The following is a 20,558-nucleotide window of genomic DNA, read 5'->3' as shown; positions in this document are numbered from 1 at the left end:
GTGCAGAGCCACTAGGTGCGCAAATTGGGCACGGGGCCGGGACCCATATATGGACGGCTCCCGTGGCACAAAGGCCTCTTGGTGAGACATTTGCTCCGTTCTCATTTACGCCGTTCGCAATTTCTCCAGCCTCTGCAGCTCCTGTCCAAGTCGCCCCTCGCCACCATCGCGCTCACATCGACGTTGCTGCTCACCATGCTCGCAAGCACAAAAACGACAAGCGCTAAAACCGGCTTCGACTTATCTTCCGAGCGTTGGGTTTTGGGTCTTGGAAGCTGTTCGAGACCTCGGGAACGCTGCCGCGCCGCGTTGACTTGTATCGCAACAGTTGTTGTTTGACGAACCGCGATCGTTTGCAAGCTATTCTCTGGAGACTGCTCATCACTCACGTAAACCGCGACGACCTCAAGATATGGAACCCTTGCCATCGTCACCGAAGTCGAACCGAACGCCGCGTTCGTCGTAGAGGATGGGTTTGACGCCTAGAGCGCACGGCTGCCGACTTAGCGGGTTGTCCTATTTGTCTAGAGACGGCCGTGGCGTTGCATCGGTACGCGTGGGCAGTTTCGGATATTCGATCTTGGGCAGCTGCCCGGTTAGCGAATTCAGAAACGCGACAATGTCGTTCTCCTCTTTATCGCTGAGCTTCGCGCCGAGCTGGGTCTCACCCATAACGCCAACCGCTTGCTTAAGGCTCCAGGCCTGGCCCGAGTGGAAGTATGGGGCCCGCAACGCAACGTTGCGCAACGGCGCGGCGCGGAAAACGTATTCGTCGCTCGCTACCTTGGTAACCGCAAAACGGCCTTTGTCGTCGGGCGGAAGCAGCGTTCCGTCCGGCCTCTCAACCACGCCGAACGGGAAGTAATCCTGTCCACCGACGTTGATTCCATTGTGGCAAGACGAGCATCCTTTCTCCATGAACAGCTTTAGTCCCGCCTTCTGCTGGTCATCGAGAGCATGCGTATCGCCCTTGAGGTACTCATCAAACGGAGCAGCAGGTGTGATCAGAGTCGCTTCGAAAGCCTCGATCGCCTTGGCGGAATTGTCAAAGGTGACGGGCCTCGCCTCGTTCGGGAACGCTTTCTGGAACATGACGACATAGTCGGTCATCGAATTCAACGTGTTGAGTACTCTGTCCGGGGTGGCATTCATTTCGACGCTTGCCTGGATGGGACCCGCGGCTTGCGCCTTGAGATCTGCCGCACGTCCATCCCAGAACTGCGCCACATTGAATACTGCGTTATAAACGGTAGGTGCCCGACGTGGCCCCCGCTGCCAGCCATGACCGACCGACGTTGGACCGGCGTCTACGCCGCCCGCGCCAAGGTTATGGCACGTATTGCAGCTAATGACCCCGCTCGCCGACAGTCTCGGATCGAAGAACAGTGTCTTGCCAAGTTCGACCTTTTCGTTGGTGACTGAGTTGTCCTTCATCGCAGGAATGACCGAAGGAATCGGCTTGAAAGCCTGCCTGGCGGCGCTCATCAAATCGTCATTTGCGTCGGCTGCTGAGGACACCAGCAGCCCAACGCCCAGAACGTACACCTTACAGACTAGGACCGATCGACATTCATTGCATCCAGATCATTGCGGCAGCGAGATGGATGAAGCCGGTAAAGTTGTCAGATCGCCTGTCATAACGGGTTGCCAAGCGTCGGAAGTGTTTGAGCTGGCAAAAGCAGCGCTCGATGCGGTTGCGCTGTTTGTATGCGTCGGCGTCGTGCGGAATGATGATCCTGCGGGTGCGGTTTGACGGGATCACCGCCGTTGCGCCGATTTCCGCGATGATCGCACGCAGGGCGTTGCTGTCATAGGCCTTGTCGGCGAGCACGGCATCGCCGCTTTGGCCGTGGAGCAGTGCCGGCGCCTGGGTGATGTCATTAACTTGCCCAGCCGTGACGATGAAGCGGAGCGGACGGCCGAGCGCATCAGCCAGCATGTGGATCTTGGTGGTCAGTCCACCTCGGGAACGCCCCAGCGCCTGATCTTTGGCCCCCCTTTTCCGCTCGTCGCCTGCTGGTGGGCGCGAACGATGGTGCTGTCGATCATCAGATACTGGTTGTCGCGATCGGCGGTCAGAGCAGCGAACACGCACTCCCAGACGCCGGCATGGCACCAGCGGCTGAAGCGCTGATGCACCGTTTTCCACTTGCCGTACCGTTCCGGCAGGTCGCTCCAGTGTGCGCCCGATCGCAAAACCCACAAACATCCGTTGACGAACAGTCGATTGTCCGCAGCCGTACGTCCCGGGTCGCCAGCTTTCCCCGGCAGCAGTGGCGCAATCCTCGCCCATTGCGCCTCCGTCAGCTCATATCGTTTCGCCGCCACCATCTGCTCCGTGTCTCGAATCACGGAACTCTATGAATCAGCGATCAAACCGCTTGGGAATCCTGAATGTCGATCGGTCCTAGGGAGAGCTCTCGTATCGCTGACTTCTTCATAGCTTGCATCACCAGTTTTCATAGATTCCGGAAATGGCCGAAAAGCTGCACGCGGCCCACCCTCTAAGAAAGACAGCGCTCACCAGAAGGAAAACGTCGCAACGGCACTTCTCGAGGCCACCGGCTGCCACCTGGCGCGCCACCGACGAAACAATGAAGAGGCGATCAACGACAGCGGTTGCCATCCAGGATCGCCGAACACGCGGCCTCATTCGCCCACCCCAGCATTTGCTGGCCGGTAAAGACACCTGCGTGGGATCTGGGGCGTCGAAGCTGTTGATATTGTCAAAGCGGTCCATCCGCTTCTCCTCTGCCAGATCTGGGCAAATCGAGCCGGACTAGTCAGTCTAGATCGAGAGGATTCCACAATATGAGCCTTAGCTGTCGATAAGCTGACGCCCCCCCCGGAACAATTCACAATGTAGGTCCCGCACGGCAAGTCTCGTGTAACGCCGTTCGGGTTTCGCTCCGAGACGGCGCTCGCACCTAAACGATGGATCCCCGAAGGCCGCCTGGCTCCGGCGGTTGAATCTCGAAAGTACACTGGTCCACTTGCTTCCCTTGTGGGAGGTGTCTCGTCGGCTGGCGCGGGCTCATGGTCGGAGCGCGAGCAAGAGAGCATTAACGACCTCCTGAAGCACTGAATCGAGATGGTGTTCGCCGAGATGAGGGAGAAGCGGCAGACGACCCTTGAGATCACTGCGCGCCTCGACCTGCGCCACGAAAATTCGCGAAACGTGTCAAAAGCACCGAATATCAGGCATTCCCGCGTGAGGCATTCCGGGATTGGGCGGGAACCGAGAGCGAGGAAATGCGCAAGCTGGTGCGCAACCTGCTCTCCAACGTCGCCAGCACATCGTTCGTCAGCGACGATGTGATCAAACTGTTTCTCGAATGGATCAGGGATTGTTCCGAACTGCACTTCGCAGTGATCGGCACGATCTACAACGACGCTGAGATCACCCTCGCCGGCATTTCGGCGGAAACTTGGTCGTGCGCCAGTGCGGGAGGATTCAGCCGACGCCAATCTGTTTCGGCTGATCATTCACGATTTGAGTACGGGCCGGATCGTACGGCAACATCGCGAGAGCGACTGCGCGCGCCACTTCATCGCCAAGCAACACCGCGCTGCATGTTGCAGGAAGCTCGAAAGTGGCAACGACGACGGGTCGAGGGATGGCGAAGCTCTGGCAGGTCCGAGAAAACCGTGCGCGGCAAAGCCCCGACGCACGCGTTGCCGCGCGCCAGCGAGCCTCCGCGGCGGTCGTCGCGGATCTGTTCGATCTCTGGCAGCAAGCTCGAGTGACTGAGCAAAACGGGCCGCCTCAGCTTGTCTTCCAACAAAGGCAGCCGCAGGAGCGTCGGCGAAACACCCTATATCGGCATCCACCAAACCGGCAGCATGTCATATCTCGCACTTCGCTCCTTACGTCCACTTTTCTTTCCATAGCATGAATTCGATCTTGCCGGGGACATCAAGATGCTCAGAAAAATCGGGAAAGAAAATTGGATTGCCGTCTCGTACGAAGATGGCGACGTCAGTCCCGCTAGTTGTTTCAGTAAAATGTTCTCGCCTCACCTTTCCGCGACTGGAATCGAACACAAAGCGTGTCGAATTGATCCATGACGGTGAAATGAAGTTAAGACGATCAGCAATGTGCCAGACGCGGCTCAAACGCACGCGGAAGGCTGCAGAGAAGTTGATGGGATCCGGAATGAAGATCGACAGATTGCGCACACCCATCTCATCGAGCATTTCCAGGAGCCGATAAAGGACCAATTGGTGATCATTGGTATTACGCAACAGCGGAAATTGGTTGTAAAGTCTAAGCTTGTGCTGTCGGAGCTCTACGATCTTTTCGGACACCTCCTCACAGATTTCGTATGGGTGCACTATGTGGAAGGTGATACGGAGGTTGTGTTTCGTAAAGAGATCAATTTTCTCCGCGGTGAAGGCTTTCGGTTCATACACGATGGCCCTTGTATGAATCCGGATTGACTTCACCGATGGAACCGATCGAATTCCTTCAATCATTGCCTCCAGCCGTGATGCTGGCAGGATCAACGGGTCTCCGCCTGACAGGATCACCTCAGTGACTTCTGGTTTGCTACGAAGATATTCGAGCAGATGACGCAAATCTGCATCCAGTTCATTTCGCTCGTCAATGGCGGTGTTCTCTCTAAGCACGTCCGTACGGAAGCAATACTGACAATTCCCAAAGCACTTTGAGGTGGTTAGGAAAAGCACGCGGTCGGCGTACTTTCTGACGGCGGATGTCTTATTGGCGAGGCCACACGCATTTGACCGGTCGTCGACGAAGTCCTTTACCTCGTTGGGGGCCCTCAATGAGATTCTGTCCCGCGTTGGAAAGGACACTCGGTGAAGCGGCCCCAGATGATTGCCTAGCGCCTCAACTTCTTCCTTGATCTTTTTTTCATAGAATGGCGTGACCTTTACGGGTAGCAGGCCCTCCTTAATCGAGATGGCGCTGAATACCTCATTGATATGGAGCTGATTCATATCAATCTCGTTCGATTGTTGCGGTTCAAGAAGTAGGCAATAAGGGCAGTCGATGCGATATAAGAAAGAGAAGCCGTGGCGTTGAGTATGATCAACACAGAGGGACTCAAAATCGCAGCAGCGAGCAGCCACGAAACCAATCCTCGTCGGAGCCGAACCAATGCAATCGCCGAAATCACGTAAACGGCAAGAAAGTTCATTCCGGCCAGGCTGAACATCATTTCAATATCGAGCAGCCCGATCTGGTCACATACCACGATCACAACCAGTGATGCAGCCACGAAATAAACACTGTTGCGGGGCGCACCATTGCGCAAGTAACCAAGACTGGCTGGAATGAAGCCTCGATCGGAGAGGTAAAGAACAAGTCGTGAGACGGCCAGAATTGACCCGAAGAGGTTGGCAGCGATCAGCAACACACCAAGCAGCGGAACCAGCCAGCCTGGCGCGGATGGCGCGACTTGCGCCGCGGCCTGAAATATCGGCGTGTTGAAGTTCGCCTTAATATCAGCGACATGCACGAGCGCCGCGCTGCCGACGTATGCACTACAAACCAGAATGAATGCGAAGAACATTGCTCGGCCAAAATCCTTCTTAGGATTCCGAAAGTCCGCAGACAAATGCGACGCGATCTCCCAACCCGTGAAAGAGAAGAAGATCAGCGGGATCTGGCCCGCAATCGACGAGAAATTTGAGGGCCGACTGAATCCGACACCGTTGGCTCGCACTGCTAGCACGACTAAGGAAAAGAGGGCGCCTACCAGAAGAAATAACGACGAACCACCCACCAGCCTTACGCCACTTGAGAGAGTTTCGCCACTAGAGAGGGCAAAGACGGCAGCAAGCAAAATCAACAGCACGGCAAGCAGATGAATATTCACACTGGAGCCGATTAACTTCTGTAAGTAGGCCGACCCCACAATTGCGATCGATGGCAAACCCAATAATGTTGCTCCAAGAAAGAGCAGTGCCACGAGCGACTCTGCGTACTGACCTAAAGCAAGTTTAGCATAGTATGAAACTCCGCCCGTGTTCGGATACGCGCTACCGAGAATGACCATCGTTGTTAGGATCGGCGCAGAGAGCAGCGAGCATGCGAGCCAAGCGTAGATGCCGTCCCGCCCAATTCTTTCGAACACAAGTCCCGGGAGTACAAGAATGCCGGATCCAAGGATTACTGTGACTATAAGCAAGATCCCTGAGGCAAGTCCCAGGTGTCCCTTGAACTCGCTCTGACTTTCATCTTTCACAGTAGCCCTCGGAATGAGAAATAGGTTCGCTGTGGTAACCACACCGAGTCGTGCATCTGCGGACTATCGACAGGTGTAAGCCCGTTCACGAGTATGTAGCAGGCAGGCATCACCGCTGCGTCTCTCATCTACAAAGCTGTTGATCCTGCTCAATCATTGTCGGGCGCAAACCGAAGCGTAACCCGCCACATTACCTGACACCCACAATGGGTCTCATAATCCAGGTGGAGAGAAGGACAGAGCGAAGCCGTTGACATGCGGCCAGTCACTTGAAGTGCAGAGGGCACTCGAGTGGAGCATCCTCATTGCTATCGGGGATCATGTATTGCGGCCACTGCGCTTCGCCTAGAAGGTACGATCCGAGTAACGGACTGTGTGTGACGTCATCATAGATGTCGATGCTGCGTCTGATCTTTGCTGTAATAGCTCTGCCTCGCTGATCGGCGGGAGCAGCAATGTCGAAGATCTTTCGCGGATTAATAACGAAAGCCAGCCCGGCTCCCATGTTTCTGCTTCTGCGAAGAACGTATGCTGGATGACTTACATTCACGAAGAGTTCACAGCCGTGAAAGCACATCGTCCACGTGTGGTGCGCAGGATCCTTGGCCACGTGCGCCGGCCAAGGTCGCCGATCTTCATCGATTAGAAACTGCATCGCTTCTATGAAGACCTGCTTGAAGTGATCCGTGGTCGTGAGAGTGGCGACCGGCTCAAAAAGCACGAGTAGTGGGCGGTGGCACTTGATGTCGAGAGCATCGATATCGATCTGTTCAACGTAAGTTCGCAAGCCGCAAGCCAAAGGCTCAAGCTCGTATGTTGATTTTCCGAAATCGTAAGGAATGAGGAGAAAGCGCAACTTGCCGCGCTTGACCGCGCTCCGCCCGAAAAAGCATGGAAATCCAGGGCCAGCTTCTGTCACATTGTTGAACTTCGATAGAACGTACAAGATCGCTGCGTGCCCCCACCGGAATTTAGCAGTGAGGTTGGCGAGTTCTCCTTGGTTGATTAGCATGTGTTTTCCTCAGATTTCGGCGGCCAAGCATTGTTGGCAATCCCTGACGGATTGACGCGATGCGGCATGCATGTCCGCGATTACCTACCCCGTTCTTTCGCCGTCTACCGCGTTCCCGCGCAAAGAGCATCGCTCATACAGCGCCGCCGTATCTCTGCATCTGGGCCCATAATGCGCAGGGTCCGGCGTCGGCTCGGGAGCGCAGTTCTTGCCTGACAACCGTATGCTCGGCGCGCCTGACCAAGGGATGAGTTCTTCTCAGCCCGTGACACAGCGCGTTTGCGGATCGCCAAGCAGGTATCGTGCCAAATGAGAAACCCATTTCAGAGCAATACGGAACTCCGACAGCGTTATGTCTGATGTCCTACAGACGACACCAAGGCTCGCAAAGGCGCGCAAGGCAAGAGCACACAGGGCGGCATGAGCGATGATGAGGATTCTCCGAAGACTTTTCTCTTTGCGCGGGCACCCGGGTTCGTTGCCCTATTGAACCGACTCGGCGGATTCAATGCTCCGCTTTCGGCAAGGAGCTTTCCGCAGAGACCTCCTCAGAATAGTGGCTCCCGTCTTGCGGCAGCGCAGGCTGCTTGTCATCAAGATGCCGCTGCGATTTCTGCTGTGCGACCGAGGGAACAGCACGAAACGCGTCTCGCGCGTCGCATCCCCTCGGCGCAAGCTCTTGCAATAGCCCGACCTTCCGGCCCTCACTCTCGTGAGGGCTTCTTAGCAGGCGGGCCGCTCTTGTTGCCCGGCAGTCCCCTTCGGCTCTTCACCTCGATGGTGGTAACGACCTCGCGGCGAACCTATCATATGCAGCTCAAGTCGAACGCCTACCCAACACAGGCGCGACGCGGCGCTGTTAGCCACGCGACAATAGGATTGCCGTAGACTGACCTCTTGCTTCCTTGCCAGGCGATTCACCTAACGGCGCATAACGGATCGCAGTATGCAAAAGTGTGGCGTCCGTTGGGAAGCTGATGACCTTCGGCTGCATGCCGGTGTCGACCGTGACCCGCTTGAGGTCTTGGCTGCATGCATAATGTGCGGGCCTCGCGCGCCACCTGAAGTCTCTCAGATCAACTCACCGCCTGCGGATCTTCACTTTGAGGTCACGCTCCAGTTGTTGAAATTGAAGTTCATTCCCCCGGGGGACGAGGTGACCTCGACGCCGTATTGAACGCTACCGACGTTTATGTCGCCGAAGTAGCCCCTCGACTTGATCCACTGCAGGATACTCTTGATGTCCACTGTTCCGCTATTAGTCTTCGAAGTGCGCAGGAATGAGATGACCTTGTGACCGTTGAAGCCTTCAAAAACGTTCCAAGTCGCTCCGCCCATGTCGACATTGGTGTAGACTGGGATCGCCGCGCCGGACGAGGCATAATGATATGAAATGGGTTTTACGTTGCCGCTGCCGTTTGAGTTTCCGGTGTAGTTTGTCCAAAGCATTATCTCATTCTGGTGTGAGCTGTCCCAGATATCGTAGGCGACGTCCCAGGCGCCGCTAGTAGGAACATCCTGATTGAAGCTCGAGCGAAGAGCGTTGATTGAACTGAGCGGTTTTCCGATATTGAAAGCCTCGTGCGGATAGCTCTTGATGCCAGCAGTATTAGGCTGGTTCGACCACACGCCCCACTGGTTGACAGCACGCACCGAAATCGTCTGAGGCCCAGCCCCCTTCCCCCATACGTCGTTGTTCCAAGAGTAGCCATCGCGTGAGAAGTTCTCATATGGAGCACTCGAACTCCAAATCGGAGCCTTCGCCGGTATGGGCGCGGCAGACAGTGACTTGACTTCGTTCACAGCCTGCCCAAACAGATATGATCCTCCTGTCTGCGGACGTACCCCGTTTGGGACCCTGGCGATCCAGCACCGATTATCCGGTTGGAATCCATGAAGCTCTCCTTCCTCTTACGAGTAGCAAAGCCTCTTGCCGATACGCCCAGCGGATGCCCTGGGTTCGAGACCAGTTCAGTCAATAGGCGGCATCGGCATCTAGAGACCGGGTTCGAATGCTAGGAAGGTTGGCTTTCAAGAAGCTGACTAGAACCTCGACACAACGGTTTTGACCCGTTGAATTTGGCCTGATTTGGCTAAGGGCCGTGGATAGGCGCACCATTTTTGCGCGAGCTTTTTCCGTTGGGTACAACCATTTGACGCGGGTGCGGTCGGCATTGGGCCGTTACTCCGGCGGTCGGCGCCGACGGCGCGAACAAAGCAAGCAGCGCGCCAGGCTGAAAATTGCTGATTTTGCGCCTTGTCTCACGTCGTCAACGTGACAACATTGGTTGGAGCCGACAACCGGCCACGACGCAAGACAAGGTTTCGTTGTCAGTATCTAAAGTCGTCCGCTCAAGAGCGCGCGGAGGATTGCAAGGCTAACCGATGCAGGGGCAGAACTCGATCTGCGCATGACCCGCGTTTACGTGCGTTCTTCAACCGGCAGTGACGATCGTGCATCCCGCGACAGGGCTCCAGGAGGGCGCCCGTCCACGCGATTTGAGTTTCAGCCATCTTGCCCGCCCGAACGCTCTCCAATATGCCGCGGCATTACATCGATCCACGGATCGGATTGATGACCTGGACCCCAGCAAAATCTTTCTCGTTGTCTGTTACCACGATGCAGTCGTTCGCATCAGCAACGGCGGCGATGATTATGTCGAGCCCGCTGCGTGGCCGGCGGCGCGTCCTTCCGCCATCAATCCCGTCCAGATAAGGCCCGCGTTCTCGTCCGAACGGCAGGATGGGGCCCGCGAACAAAGCTTGAAGCCCCTCTGGACCTGAAAACCAGACGTCGAGCGCTGCTCGTCTTTTGCCGTTCGGCTTCTCCAGGATCCCGCGACGGATTTCGCCGAGGGTCTGCCATGCCGACCGCTGGTTCGATGTCCGGGCCGATGACCACGCGGGCGAACTGGCTTGCGGGTCGGCATCCACCAGGAGAACCCGCTTGCCCGTCTTGGGCAGCTTGCGGCCAGATTGGTGGCGATAGCCCGATCGTTTCGAGCAGATGCGTGGCGCATCACTGCGATCAGTCCGAACAGGCGCGCCGGCAAGGCGTGGGCTGCAGATCTCGACGGTCGCGCAAACGCTGGATTGATATCCGTTTGCCGCCGAAGGGCCGCTTCACAGCGCAAGGCCGCGATCTGCGAGCACCTTCTGCGTGAGCGGGACCATGATCTCGCGGGCGATTTCACGACTGATTTGGACTCCGAGCTGCCGCGCGGCATCGGCGTTGCCGGTCAGGTGATGTTCGGCCAGTCGTTGCCCCAGGCGGCTGTCGAACTCCCCGTCCATCGCATCGGCGAGGCGCTGCCGCATCGCTGCATGTTCGTCGGGTGCGATGCGGCGCACCACCGTCTCCCAGGGTTGCCAACGCGTTGCCAGATAATCGGCGAACCCCGCCGCCTCCTGGCTCCGCACCGACGTCTCGGCCGCGGCAACATCGTTCTCGCTGACGTGGGAGACGTGGAGGAAGCGCATGTCCGGGGCGATGTGCGACAGCTCCAGCGGGTCACGCAGCCGGTTCTGGTAGGCAAGATAGACCTCGATCTCGTCGATGCCGGCGTTCGGGTCGTCGACACGCAAGGCAAATGCGACGGAGCGCTGCTTCTCGAAGCGGAGCTCGCACCATGGACGATGATCCACCGACGAGGTTGCTGGCAGCCGCAAACCATTGATGACAGACAGCAGCACCAGGGCGCCGCCGACGTCTTATTCGAAGACACGTGCGACAGGCCGCTTGCTCAATTGCACCGGGCGCTCAAACATCTCGGAATTGTCAACCCGCTTGTCTGACTAGGTGGACAAGAGACTTTCGCGAGTTAAGCTTCGCACGAGCATCAAGCCGCGATTGGGGCAGCACTTCGAGCCATCAGAGAGCGTTCAATGTCAGATCTCGTTGCGATCGTGTACCCATCCGAAGTCAAAGCAGAGGAAGTTCGGCAAAAAATACTCAAACTTCAGAGCGAGTATCTGATCACGATCAGCGATGCCGTGATCGCAGTCAAAACCGGGGACGCTGTAAAGCTCAATCAGCTTGTGAACACCACCATGACCGGCGCCGCCAGTGGCAGCTTCTGGGGACTGCTCTTGGGGATGGTGTTCCTGAATCCCCTTCTCGGCGTGGCTCTCGGAGCCGGCGCTGGCGCTTTGAGCGGTGCGCTGACCGATTTCGGGATCAGAGACCAGTTCATGAAGGATCTCGCATCGCAGGTAAAATCGGGAGACGCCGTTCTGTTCCTGCTGATCCAATCCATGACCTCAGACAAGGTTCTCAATGCGATCAAGGATGCGGGAGGGATCGTCCTGACGACCTCGCTCGATGAAAAGAAGGAGCAGCACCTGCGCGATACTCTCGCAGCCGCAACTCAGGCCAAGACTGCCTAGCGAGTGAGGCAAAGCCTGGCGCCAGTGTCACAGCATCGCCGGAAGAGTAATCGCTGCGCTGCCACGGCAGTCGCTGTGGCAGCCGAATACGCTACAGTTTTGCGTAGGGATCGGTGCGCAACGGCATTGGTCCCTGGGCAGGATCGCCCGGGAAGGAGGCCGGCTGCAGCCATGCGGCTCCGCGGCCGCTCAGCCGGCTCTTTTCCGCGCCATCAAAAGCCGGGAGAAAATCATGCGAAGATTGCTATTATGGGGGCTCGCACTTGGGATTGCTTCGGCAGGGATTACGGCGACCAGCGGCCGTTCGCAAGCCGGCCTTATGGCGCCGCTGGGCTTGCGTCAGGCCGCCGACGAGCTTCGTCTCGCGGAAACTGTCCAGTTCACCTGGAGAGGCCATCGCTATTGTTGGTACAACAGGGGATGGCGCGGTGGCGGCTGGTATCGATGTGGTTTTAGCTCAAGGCGCGGCATGGGCTGGGGTGGTCCGGCGGGATGGCACGGATGGCGACGGCCAAGCCACCGCCCGGTCACTCGGCCTCCGAGACCAGGTCGGCCAGGAATCCAACGTCCGCAACCACTCCCGCAACCGCTCCCTGGCAGGACCTGACGGTTTCCTTGCCTGTCGTTCGCCGGCCGCGACGTGCTCGCACGCCAGTCGGGGCCTGCGATGTCCTTGAAGGAACCGCAAACACGCGCGGGCCAACCGCGCGAGCCCGTGCTTGTCGATCTCGCGCTGCAGGGCGGTGGATCGCACGGCGCCTTTACCTGGGGGGTGCTCGATCGGCTCATGGACGAGCCGTGGCTGCGCATCGAGGCGATATCGGGCACGTCGGCCGGCGCGATGAACGCCGTCGCGCTGGCAGGCGGTTTTATGGCCAACGGCCCGGCCGGCGCCAAGTCTGCATTGAACGCCTTCTGGCGGCGGGTCGCTGACTCGGCGCGGTTCAGCCCCATGCGGCGAAGCCCTCTGGACGTCATCCTTGGTCGCTGGACGCTTGATACGTCGCCTTTCTATCTCGCCTTCGATCTGGCGAGCCGCGTGTTCTCGCCCTACGACCTGAATCTTGCCGGCACAAACCCTTTGCACCAGGTCCTCGCCGAGTCGGTCGATTTTCGACAGCTCGCGAGCTCCCCGATCCGCTTGTTCGTGACGGCGACCAACGTTCATACCGGCCGCGGGCGCGTGTTTCGCAACGCCGAGCTTACACCCGACGTTCTGCTCGCTTCCGCCTGCCTGCCGACTCTCTTCCGCGCGATCGAGATCGATGGCGAGCCCTATTGGGATGGCGGCTACTCCGGGAACCCGACGATCACGCCGCTCGTACGCGAGTGCGACTCGCATGACACGCTTCTGGTCGCGGTCAACCCGGTCGAGCGACCCGGGACACCGCGCTCCGCGCGCGAGATCCTCGATCGGTTGAACGAGGTTGCGTTCAACGCCACGCTGCTCAAGGAGTTGCGCATGATCGCGCTGCTGCGGCAGGTCGCGGACGCCGGGAGCTCCGAGGGGCGCAAATGGGCCGAGATGCGCATTCATCTTATCGCCAGCAAGGCTCTCGCCGAGCTCGGCGTGTCGTCAAAGCTCAACGCCGAGTGGGAATTTCTCTGCATGCTGCGCGACGAGGGCCGCCGGGCCGCGGAGGCATTCCTCGCCGCGAACGACCACAACATCGGCAGGCGCTCCTCGATGGATCTGGATTTGCTTTTGCAGCAGGTTTGACGCCATGGGTCTCGTCGGAATCCTGGTTGCCCTTGGCCTGCTGATCTGGCTCTCGTTCCGCGGATGGAGCGTGCTCCTGCTGGCGCCGGCTGTCGCGATCGTCGCTGCGGCTTTCGCCCAAGAGCCCTTGCTCGCGCATTGGACGCAGACTTTCATGAGCGGCGCTGCGCAGTTCGTGGCGCAGTTCTTCCCAATATTTCTGCTCGGTGCGCTGTTCGGCAAGCTCATGGACGACAGCGGATCGGTCCACGCGATAGCCGATTTCATGAGCACCAGGCTCGGGCCGCGTCGTGCGATCCTTGCCGTGGTGCTTGCTGGCGCGCTCGTCACCTATGGCGGGGTAAGCCTTTTCGTCGCGTTCTTCGTTTTGGCACCGATGGCACGGGAAATGTTTCGCGTCGCCAACATCCCGCATCGGCTCATGCCGGCCACCATCGCTCTCGGCACCTCCACATTCACGATGTCGGCACTGCCCGGAACGCCGGCGATTCAAAATACGATTCCGATGCCGTTCTTCGGAACCACGCCGTTTGCAGCGCCCGGGTTGGGAATCATCGCTGCGGCGATCATGCTCGCATTCGGGCTTTGGTGGCTCAGCCGCGCCGAGGGATTGGCGCGCAAGACCGGTGAAGGCTATGGCAGGGACGCGGAGCCCGTCACCGGAGCGGTCGCCGACGATCAATTCATTCGCGAGCGCGCGACATCGTCCCACGAGTTCGATCCGGCCGAACTGGCGCATGGCAAGCGCGGCGATGTGCCGCCACCGATCGGCTCGGCGATCATCCCGCTCCTCGTCGTCGTAGGCGTGAACCTGCTGATGTCGCTCCTGATCCTGCCACGCCTCGATTTCTCGTTCCTCGCGCAGGAGCGCTGGGGCGGGACATCCCTGGCCGGCGTTGCCGGGGTGTGGTCGGTCGCAGTTGCTCTCGCCGCCGCGACGGCAACGCTCATCGCGCTCAATCGCGCCCGTCTGACGGATCTAAGGGCGAGCATGGATGCCGGCGCAAACGCCTCGGTGCTCCCTATTTTCAGCGTGGCAAGCCTGGTCGGCTTTGGAGCCGTCGTCGCCGCGCTGCCGGCCTTTGCGTTGGTGCGCGATTGGATGCTGTCGATCTCCGGCGGTCCACTCGTTTCTCTCACGATCGCGACAAACATCCTTGCCGCTTTGACCGGCTCGGCCTCCGGTGGATTGACCATTGCGCTCGATGCCCTCGGCGACACCTACCTGCAAATTGCTCGGACGACCGGCGTCGACCCGGCGCTGATGCACCGCGTTGCCGTGATCGGCTCCGGCACCCTCGACAGTCTGCCGCACAACGGCGCCGTCGTGACGCTGCTTGCGGTCTGCGGCTCGACCCATCGCAAGAGCTACTTCGACATGGTGATGGCCAATATCGTTGGGCCGATCATCGCCTTGACCGTCATTATTTTTTTGGGTTCGATGATCGGATCGTTTTAGATAACGCGCACGGGGACCGACGGTCAATGTCAACAGCCAGTCGAACTTGATCGTGAATTCCTATCGCGGCCCTAGGTCAGGCGCTAACCACCCTTTCCTCAACTTCGCCGCGCATGCGTTTCCGCACGTCTCTCCGACTTTGTCGATTTGAACGTTCACAAAGCTTTCTGGCTTACGCTCGCTTTCTTGAATTGAGCTGACATCGATACCGCGGACACCGTCGTGCCCACCACACTCGCTCAATCTTCCGCTCGATGTCGATGGCGATTCCTGCCTTTTGTTCGGTGCAACACCAAGGACGTGCAGCGCAACTTTCAGCCGATGTTCATACCCGACGCCGATTGACCAGGTCGGAGCCAGGCCAACTTCAAGGCCTGTGCCGATGGCGCCGCCCCAACAGATCCCACATGAATACAAGATCATCGGCGCCAAGGTCGACGCTGCCTGCGACACCGCCCTCCAACCAGTGAATGGCGATGGCCTGCTTGCGTCCGGCCTTCATGTCGAAATCGACGTCAGTAACTTCGACGTCGTAGCGGAAGTTGACGCCTTCCTCCAGCAGCCATTTGCACAGCGGGAGGACCAGCGATTCATACTGATTGTACTTGGTAAACTTCAGCGCGCTGAAATCCGGCAGGCCGCCGATATGGTGGACGAACCGATGGAGATAGAGCTTCATCTCCAGTGCGGAATGCCATTCCTCAAAGGCGAACATTGTGCGCCAATAAAGCCAGAAATTGCTGCTGAAGAAATCCGTTCCGAATACTTCATCGATCCGCTTATTCTCCATCTCTTCGCGGGAGGCCAGAAAGACAGAAATCATTTCCTTCTGCGCGGCTTCGTTCAACGTGAAGAGGCCATCGGTATGGGCATCCTGTCCTTGGTTCACCGTCACCCGCTGCAGTGAGTAGTTCGGATCATCCTTGTTCAACCAGTAGAATTCGTCGAGCACGCTGGCCCCCTCGATCTCAAGCGACGGGATCGAGCGGTACAAATCCCACAGACATTCAAAATGATCTTCCATTTCGCGGCCACCGCGGATCACGAAACCTTTCTCCAGGTCGTGGCTACCGTCGAGCGCCCCGCCCGGTATCTTCAGCCGCTCCAGTATAGTGATCCGATCGTCGCGCATCTGGCCATCGCGGATCAAGAAAGCCGCGCCTGAAAGCGCGGCCAGGCCCGAACCAACAAACCAAGCCGTCTTGTTGTCTACACCTTTGGGTTTGCGGGGGCGCGCGAATGCTTCGTAATTTCCGCTACAGTAATACATGGTAGCATTCCATCCGATTGGATCGATCGACTAACAGATGGCTCATCAAAAGATGTTCTCGGGCGCCAGGCATTTGCGTGGGACACCGACCGTCAAACCGCCATCGATGACGATCTCGGAACCTGTAAGGTAGCTGGACTCGTCGCTGAGCAGAAACAGGACAGCCTGCGACACCTCCTGCGGCTCGGCTGGTCGACCGAGCGGTATGGGGAAAAGCGAGGGGTCGAAGCGCTCAGTCATCGGGCTGGCGACGAGGCCGGGATGGATCGAGTTGACGCGTACGCCGGAGGCCGCGGCTTCCAACGCAGCGGACTTGGTTATGCCTCGCACCCCGAACTTGGAAGCAACATAGGCGTGGAGCCCAGCACTGCCCCGCAGCCCCTCGACCGACGAGATGTTGACGATCGAACCTCCGCCCGCACGCCTGAGGGCTGGCAGAGCCGCCTGCATTCCGAGAAATACACCGGTGAGATTGACAGCCAGGGTCTCATTCCACCGATCGAGCGGGAACTGCTCAAGGGCGGCCATGTTGGCGATCCCGGCGTTGTTGACCAGCCCGTGCAGCGCGCCGAAGCCAAGCTCAGCACTTGCAACCGCCTTGGCCCAGTCCTCCGGCTGGGGAACGTCCTGACGAACATAGACGGCCGAACCGCCGAGTTCAGCGGCGACAGCCTCTCCCTCGGTATGAAGAACATCAGTGATTGCAACCTTGGCCCCCTCAGCCACCAGCAGGCGCGCATGAGCCGCCCCCATACCGCGAGCCGCGCCCGTCACCAGAATGACTTTGTCGTTCACACGTCCCACGACGGATCCTTGCTTCGTGCTTTGGATCAATGGCGGTGCAGCGTCTTCCAGGCGTCAAAAAGGACGCGAGGATCATGCTGGCCTTTGTAGAATGGGGAGACCGGACGTTGGACATCGAGCAAGCCGAAGACGGCGGTTTGAGCGGCGCGTACTGAATATTCGACCGTAAAGACAACATCGTCAGGAATCTCGCAGAATTGACCGATGAAGGCCAGGTTGCACGATCCGTTCGGAATAACCTTCGGCCGGTCGGTCCTCGCGCGCGGCATGAACTGCGCAGTAATGTAGGGCATCATCGCCATAATCACCCGCGACGTTTCCAGAATGTGCGGGATGATCTCGTTGAATCGCAGGTGTGAAAGCAGTTCGACGAGAATTTCACGGCCCGTGCACTCCGACATCGGTTTATGCACAAAGTTACCGGGCTTGTCAGGGAAGAGCCCGTAGCCCCACCACACCCACGTATTGTTCGGCTGTTCGTAATAGTGCGGCTGACGATTAAGGACGATGGTCAAGAGCCAATTCGAGTCCTTGATCGTCACCAGTCCGCCCTTGCCCGCCTTACTGCCGGAGAAGGCTTCAAGCCGGTCGAAGAAGCACGCGTCGTCCGCCGTGACAGTGAACGATTCCCATTTGGAGCGATCAATTTTCGAAACGAAAGCCGTAGGATTGCCGAAGTCTGGGCTTTTGCCGGCCAGTCGCTCCCAGAGCTTCCACGAACCTCCGCTTCGCTCCGTCTTCAGCACTGGAACCGTGTCCATCGAACCGTAGCTGGTATCGGATGTCATTGAACCGTTGGTGACAAACACCAGGTCGCGTTCAGCCAGATCGATGGCGTGGTCTTTGCCGCCCTGCCGGTAGTGCAACCGCGTCGCAATCTTCCGCTGGCTTTGGATCACAACATCAATATCGGTCACTTCCGCACCCATCTCGAGGCGTACGCCCCGAGCCTTCAACCATGCGACGATCGGGCGGACCATGGCATCGAACTGGTTGAACTGCGTGCGGTAGATCCCCGCCATGGTGTCGATCGTCGAGAATAGATGCAGAAACCGCAGACAGTAGCGCTTGAATTCGACTGCGCTGTGCCAAGGCTCAAACGCAAAAGTCGTTGACCAAATGATCCAGAAGTTGCTCTGGAAGAAGTGGTATCCAAACCAGTCCTGGATCGTCCGGAGGGCAAGCACCGACTCTGGAGCCCCGCAAAGCACGATTAAGTCTAGTCGGTCTCTCTCGCTGAAGCCCAGATCCGAGACGTCGACGATCTGGCCGCCGGAAACCAAGCGCGCCTTATCGTTCCAGAAGAACTCCTGATGGAATTCCTTCAGTTCATTCGTCACCGATTTAGACGGATCAGCAATCGACGGAATGAAGGACAACAAATCGTAGGTGCAGTTGAACTTTTCCTCGAACATGCGCCCGCCACGCATGACATATCCGTCCTTCGGGTTACCATGTGCGTCAAGGCTTCCGCCGAATTGTTCCATCTGCTCGAACAAGACAACATTTTGGCCCGGTAGCCCGCCCTCCTTGACAAGGTAGGCCGCCGCCGCCAAGGCGGCGATACCCGTTCCGACCAAATAGGCCCGGCGAGGAGCCGCCTGCGTCGCCGGATCAGGGCGAGAGACGAGAACATCAGAGCACATGGAGTTCTCCCGCTGTAGCGGTTTGAGCATTCAGCATCGAGCCTGTGCAAACCGCGCGCCGATGGCGGCGGGCCAGCAATGATCGCGAAGCACGGCTCCGGGAGCTGTCCGCCGCTACCGTTAGTAACGATTGAAGCACCTCGTCACGTCAGGTTTCCGACGATCGCCGTCGTTGACCAGACAAGCCAGAAAGCAAAAGAACAAGACGCTTGGTGCAAGTACCGGCCACCAGTTCCCGGAACCGCAGATTTTGATCAACAGCAGTCGATGACGCTCGAATGAAACGCCTGCACGATCACAACGACTACGGCGTACGTCTCATCAGACGAATCGTGTCACACCTGCATCACCTCTGGGCAGGCAGTTGCGTGAAGGCGTTACGCCCTCAACCGCCGCCCTTAGACTGACATCAACCGCTTGCCGGCACGTTCGGCAGATTCCGTTTCTATCTCCCGAACGCCCTACTTCGCGGCATGATCAACGGGAGTATTCCATGACAGGCAAGACTAAACCGAAGAAACCAAGTTACGAAGCCTTCATCGTGACCGTGTCAGTAGCTCGTGATCTGTCGCCTGTTTGTAGCTCGTGAAGTGTCGTGTTTTCGGTGCTCCGGAACAAAGGGGGCGCGATGGGCACGGCATCCATTCACGAGGGTGTACGACGGATGCGGTTTTCAGATTTGCTGGATCGGACGGAGGCGAAGGAACTGACGCAGGAGGCAGCATCGGAGGTTCTTGGGATCAGTGTTCGGACGTTTCAACGCTGGGCGGAGCGCTATGAGGCGGAGGGCGACGACGGGCTGGTCGACCGCCGGCTGGGGCGTCGTTCGCCACGGCGGGCGCCGGAGGAGGAACTGGAACGAATGCTTGCGCTGTACCGGGACAAGTACGCGGACTTCACGGTGAAGCACTTCCACGAGCAGATGCAAAAGCGGCATGATTATGTGCTGGGCTATACGGTGACGAAGCTGGCGCTGCACGCGGCAGGGCTGGTGCGGAAGGCTCCGAAGCGTTCGGCGCACCGCAAGAAGCGGCCGCGGCGGCCGCTTCGGGGCATGCTGCTGCACCAGGACGGATCGCGCCACGTTTGGATCGAAGGCCTGCCCGCGAGGGACCTGATCGTCACGATGGACGATGCGACGAGCGAGATCTACTCGATGGTGCTGGTCGAGGAAGAAGGAACGGCCTCGACCTTCCAGGCCTTGCGCGAAGTGATTGGCGAGCATGGCCTGTTCTGCGCGCTCTACACCGACCGCGGCAGCCATTATTTCCTGACCCCAAAAGCTGGCGAGAAGATCTCGAAGACGCAACAAACCCAGGTGGGACGGGCTTTGTCGCATCTTGGGATCGAGCATATCGCAGCCTATTCGCCGCAGGCGCGCGGGCGCTCCGAGCGGGTGTTCGGCACCTTGCAGGACCGGCTGCCGAAGGAGCTGCGGCTTGCCGGGATCACGACGGTTGAGGCTGCCAACGCGTGGCTGAAGGCGCATTACATCCCCGGGCACAACGCCGCGTTTGCGATCAAGCCCGAACAGGAAGGCTCGGCATTCGTGGCCGACCGGCATGAGGCCTGGCGCGAGGCGCTGTGCGTGATCGAGGAGCGAACCGTCGCCAACGACAATACCGTTGCATGGAACGGTCGGCGGCTGCAGCTGCCGGAGAGCCGGCTCAGACCTCACTTCGTCAAGGCTGTGGTGCGCCTACATGAGTATCCCGATGGCACCGTCAGCGTGTTCCTTGGACCGCATCGATTGGCGAGGTTTGCGCCTGACGGACAGCAGATCAGCCCCGACGCGCTTCAGCCTGGCGGCGTGCTCGGAACCGTCAAGGACAAGCCCTGGCGGGCGCGCAAGCGCGCGTCCTTGACCGCTCCTGCGCGCGCCGCCGTCGAGACAGCGCGGGTCGGGACGGAGAAACGGGCTTCAAGTCGAACAAAGAAACTCACCCACAGGGCTAAAACCGCCACAACAGCCGTGGCATGATCAATCAGGGAAAGCCGTCCCCGCCTTCCGGCTCCCCTGCAAATCAGAAACGAAGGCGACAGATCACG

13 protein-coding genes and 6 pseudogenes are annotated in these 20,558 nt (G+C 58.6%); 6 read left to right on the top strand and 13 right to left on the bottom strand.

Annotated elements, in window-relative coordinates; all coding sequences use genetic code 11:
- Window positions 1-516: 516 nt before the first annotated feature.
- The 3 genes and pseudogenes from ACVIYL_RS23635 to ACVIYL_RS23625 all read right to left on the bottom strand — a co-directional run bounded on the left by ACVIYL_RS23635 (window position 517) and on the right by ACVIYL_RS23625 (window position 2,740).
- The gene (locus tag ACVIYL_RS23635; RefSeq protein ID WP_456779972.1) at window positions 517-1,485 is read right to left on the bottom strand and encodes a cytochrome-c peroxidase; all 969 of its coding nucleotides are present in this window, start codon (window positions 1,483-1,485) and stop codon (window positions 517-519) included.
- Window positions 1,486-1,570: 85 nt separating this feature from the next.
- Window positions 1,571-2,331: pseudogene (locus ACVIYL_RS23630) on the bottom strand (IS5 family transposase).
- Between the two features lie 118 nt (window positions 2,332-2,449).
- Window positions 2,450-2,740 (bottom strand): hypothetical protein, encoded by a 291-nt coding sequence (locus ACVIYL_RS23625; RefSeq protein WP_456779971.1) that lies wholly within the window; start codon window positions 2,738-2,740, stop codon window positions 2,450-2,452.
- An 829-nt stretch (window positions 2,741-3,569) separates the two neighbouring features.
- Between ACVIYL_RS23625 and ACVIYL_RS23620 the strand changes: the two are divergent.
- A pseudogene (locus tag ACVIYL_RS23620) lies at window positions 3,570-3,737 on the top strand (IS66 family transposase); the annotation flags it as partial.
- 130 nt (window positions 3,738-3,867) lie between these two features.
- On the opposite strand, the gene ACVIYL_RS23615 reads toward ACVIYL_RS23620, so the two are convergent.
- The 3 genes from ACVIYL_RS23615 to ACVIYL_RS23605 all read right to left on the bottom strand — a co-directional run bounded on the left by ACVIYL_RS23615 (window position 3,868) and on the right by ACVIYL_RS23605 (window position 7,224).
- Entirely contained in the window at window positions 3,868-4,962 is a 1,095-nt protein-coding gene (locus ACVIYL_RS23615) for a radical SAM protein (RefSeq protein ID WP_456779970.1), read from the bottom strand.
- A complete protein-coding gene (locus ACVIYL_RS23610; protein ID WP_456779969.1) occupies window positions 4,959-6,212 on the bottom strand; it encodes an APC family permease in 1,254 nt (417 codons plus the stop codon). The genes ACVIYL_RS23615 and ACVIYL_RS23610 overlap by 4 nt, the downstream gene beginning before the upstream one ends.
- Window positions 6,213-6,477: 265 nt before the next feature.
- The gene (locus ACVIYL_RS23605) at window positions 6,478-7,224 is read right to left on the bottom strand and encodes a YqcI/YcgG family protein (protein ID WP_456779968.1); all 747 of its coding nucleotides are present in this window, start codon (window positions 7,222-7,224) and stop codon (window positions 6,478-6,480) included.
- 726 nt (window positions 7,225-7,950) lie between these two features.
- Here ACVIYL_RS23605 and ACVIYL_RS23600 point away from each other — a divergent pair.
- Window positions 7,951-8,079 (top strand): annotated as a pseudogene (locus tag ACVIYL_RS23600) (P-type conjugative transfer protein TrbG); the annotation flags it as partial.
- Here ACVIYL_RS23600 and ACVIYL_RS23595 read toward each other — a convergent pair.
- From ACVIYL_RS23595 to ACVIYL_RS23580, 4 genes and pseudogenes are all read right to left on the bottom strand, one after another.
- A pseudogene (locus ACVIYL_RS23595) lies at window positions 8,074-8,254 on the bottom strand (IS5/IS1182 family transposase); the annotation flags it as partial. The pseudogenes ACVIYL_RS23600 and ACVIYL_RS23595 sit on opposite strands and share 6 nt — an antisense overlap.
- A gap of 68 nt (window positions 8,255-8,322) precedes the next feature.
- Window positions 8,323-9,027, bottom strand: coding sequence for a glycoside hydrolase family 12 protein (locus ACVIYL_RS23590; RefSeq protein WP_456779967.1), 705 nt, complete (start codon window positions 9,025-9,027; stop codon window positions 8,323-8,325).
- A gap of 747 nt (window positions 9,028-9,774) precedes the next feature.
- Window positions 9,775-10,188: pseudogene (locus ACVIYL_RS23585) on the bottom strand (VapC toxin family PIN domain ribonuclease).
- 159 nt (window positions 10,189-10,347) lie between these two features.
- Window positions 10,348-10,800: pseudogene (locus tag ACVIYL_RS23580) on the bottom strand (NEL-type E3 ubiquitin ligase domain-containing protein); the annotation flags it as partial.
- 309 nt (window positions 10,801-11,109) lie between these two features.
- Here ACVIYL_RS23580 and ACVIYL_RS23575 point away from each other — a divergent pair.
- From ACVIYL_RS23575 to ACVIYL_RS23565, 3 genes are all read left to right on the top strand, one after another.
- Window positions 11,110-11,610, top strand: a complete 501-nt coding sequence (locus ACVIYL_RS23575; protein ID WP_456779966.1) for a DUF1269 domain-containing protein — start codon at window positions 11,110-11,112, stop codon at window positions 11,608-11,610.
- Window positions 11,611-12,277: 667 nt separating this feature from the next.
- Window positions 12,278-13,330 (top strand): patatin-like phospholipase family protein, encoded by a 1,053-nt coding sequence (locus tag ACVIYL_RS23570; RefSeq protein WP_456779965.1) that lies wholly within the window; start codon window positions 12,278-12,280, stop codon window positions 13,328-13,330.
- 4 nt (window positions 13,331-13,334) lie between these two features.
- The gene (locus tag ACVIYL_RS23565) at window positions 13,335-14,789 is read left to right on the top strand and encodes a GntP family permease (RefSeq protein WP_456779964.1); all 1,455 of its coding nucleotides are present in this window, start codon (window positions 13,335-13,337) and stop codon (window positions 14,787-14,789) included.
- 367 nt (window positions 14,790-15,156) lie between these two features.
- Here the strand turns inward: ACVIYL_RS23565 and ACVIYL_RS23560 are convergent, their stop codons facing one another.
- The 3 genes from ACVIYL_RS23560 to ACVIYL_RS23550 are packed head-to-tail and all read right to left on the bottom strand — an operon-like array spanning window position 15,157 to window position 18,509.
- Entirely contained in the window at window positions 15,157-16,059 is a 903-nt protein-coding gene (locus ACVIYL_RS23560; RefSeq protein ID WP_456779963.1) for an oleate hydratase, read from the bottom strand.
- A 45-nt stretch (window positions 16,060-16,104) separates the two neighbouring features.
- On the bottom strand, window positions 16,105-16,854 hold the full coding sequence (locus tag ACVIYL_RS23555; protein WP_456779962.1) for a glucose 1-dehydrogenase: 750 nt from the start codon (window positions 16,852-16,854) through the stop codon (window positions 16,105-16,107).
- 35 nt (window positions 16,855-16,889) lie between these two features.
- Window positions 16,890-18,509, bottom strand: a complete 1,620-nt coding sequence (locus ACVIYL_RS23550) for an oleate hydratase (protein WP_456779961.1) — start codon at window positions 18,507-18,509, stop codon at window positions 16,890-16,892.
- A gap of 664 nt (window positions 18,510-19,173) precedes the next feature.
- Here ACVIYL_RS23550 and ACVIYL_RS23545 point away from each other — a divergent pair.
- Window positions 19,174-20,490: an ISNCY family transposase gene (locus ACVIYL_RS23545; protein WP_456777614.1), complete on the top strand. Its 1,317-nt coding sequence runs from the start codon at window positions 19,174-19,176 to the stop codon at window positions 20,488-20,490.
- The last annotated feature ends 68 nt before the right edge of the window (window positions 20,491-20,558 follow it).

The sequence above is a fragment of the Bradyrhizobium sp. USDA 3315 genome, from assembly GCF_054056795.1.
Note: the sequence above shows the minus strand (reverse complement) of the source record. Positions and strands in the feature narration are given on the sequence as shown.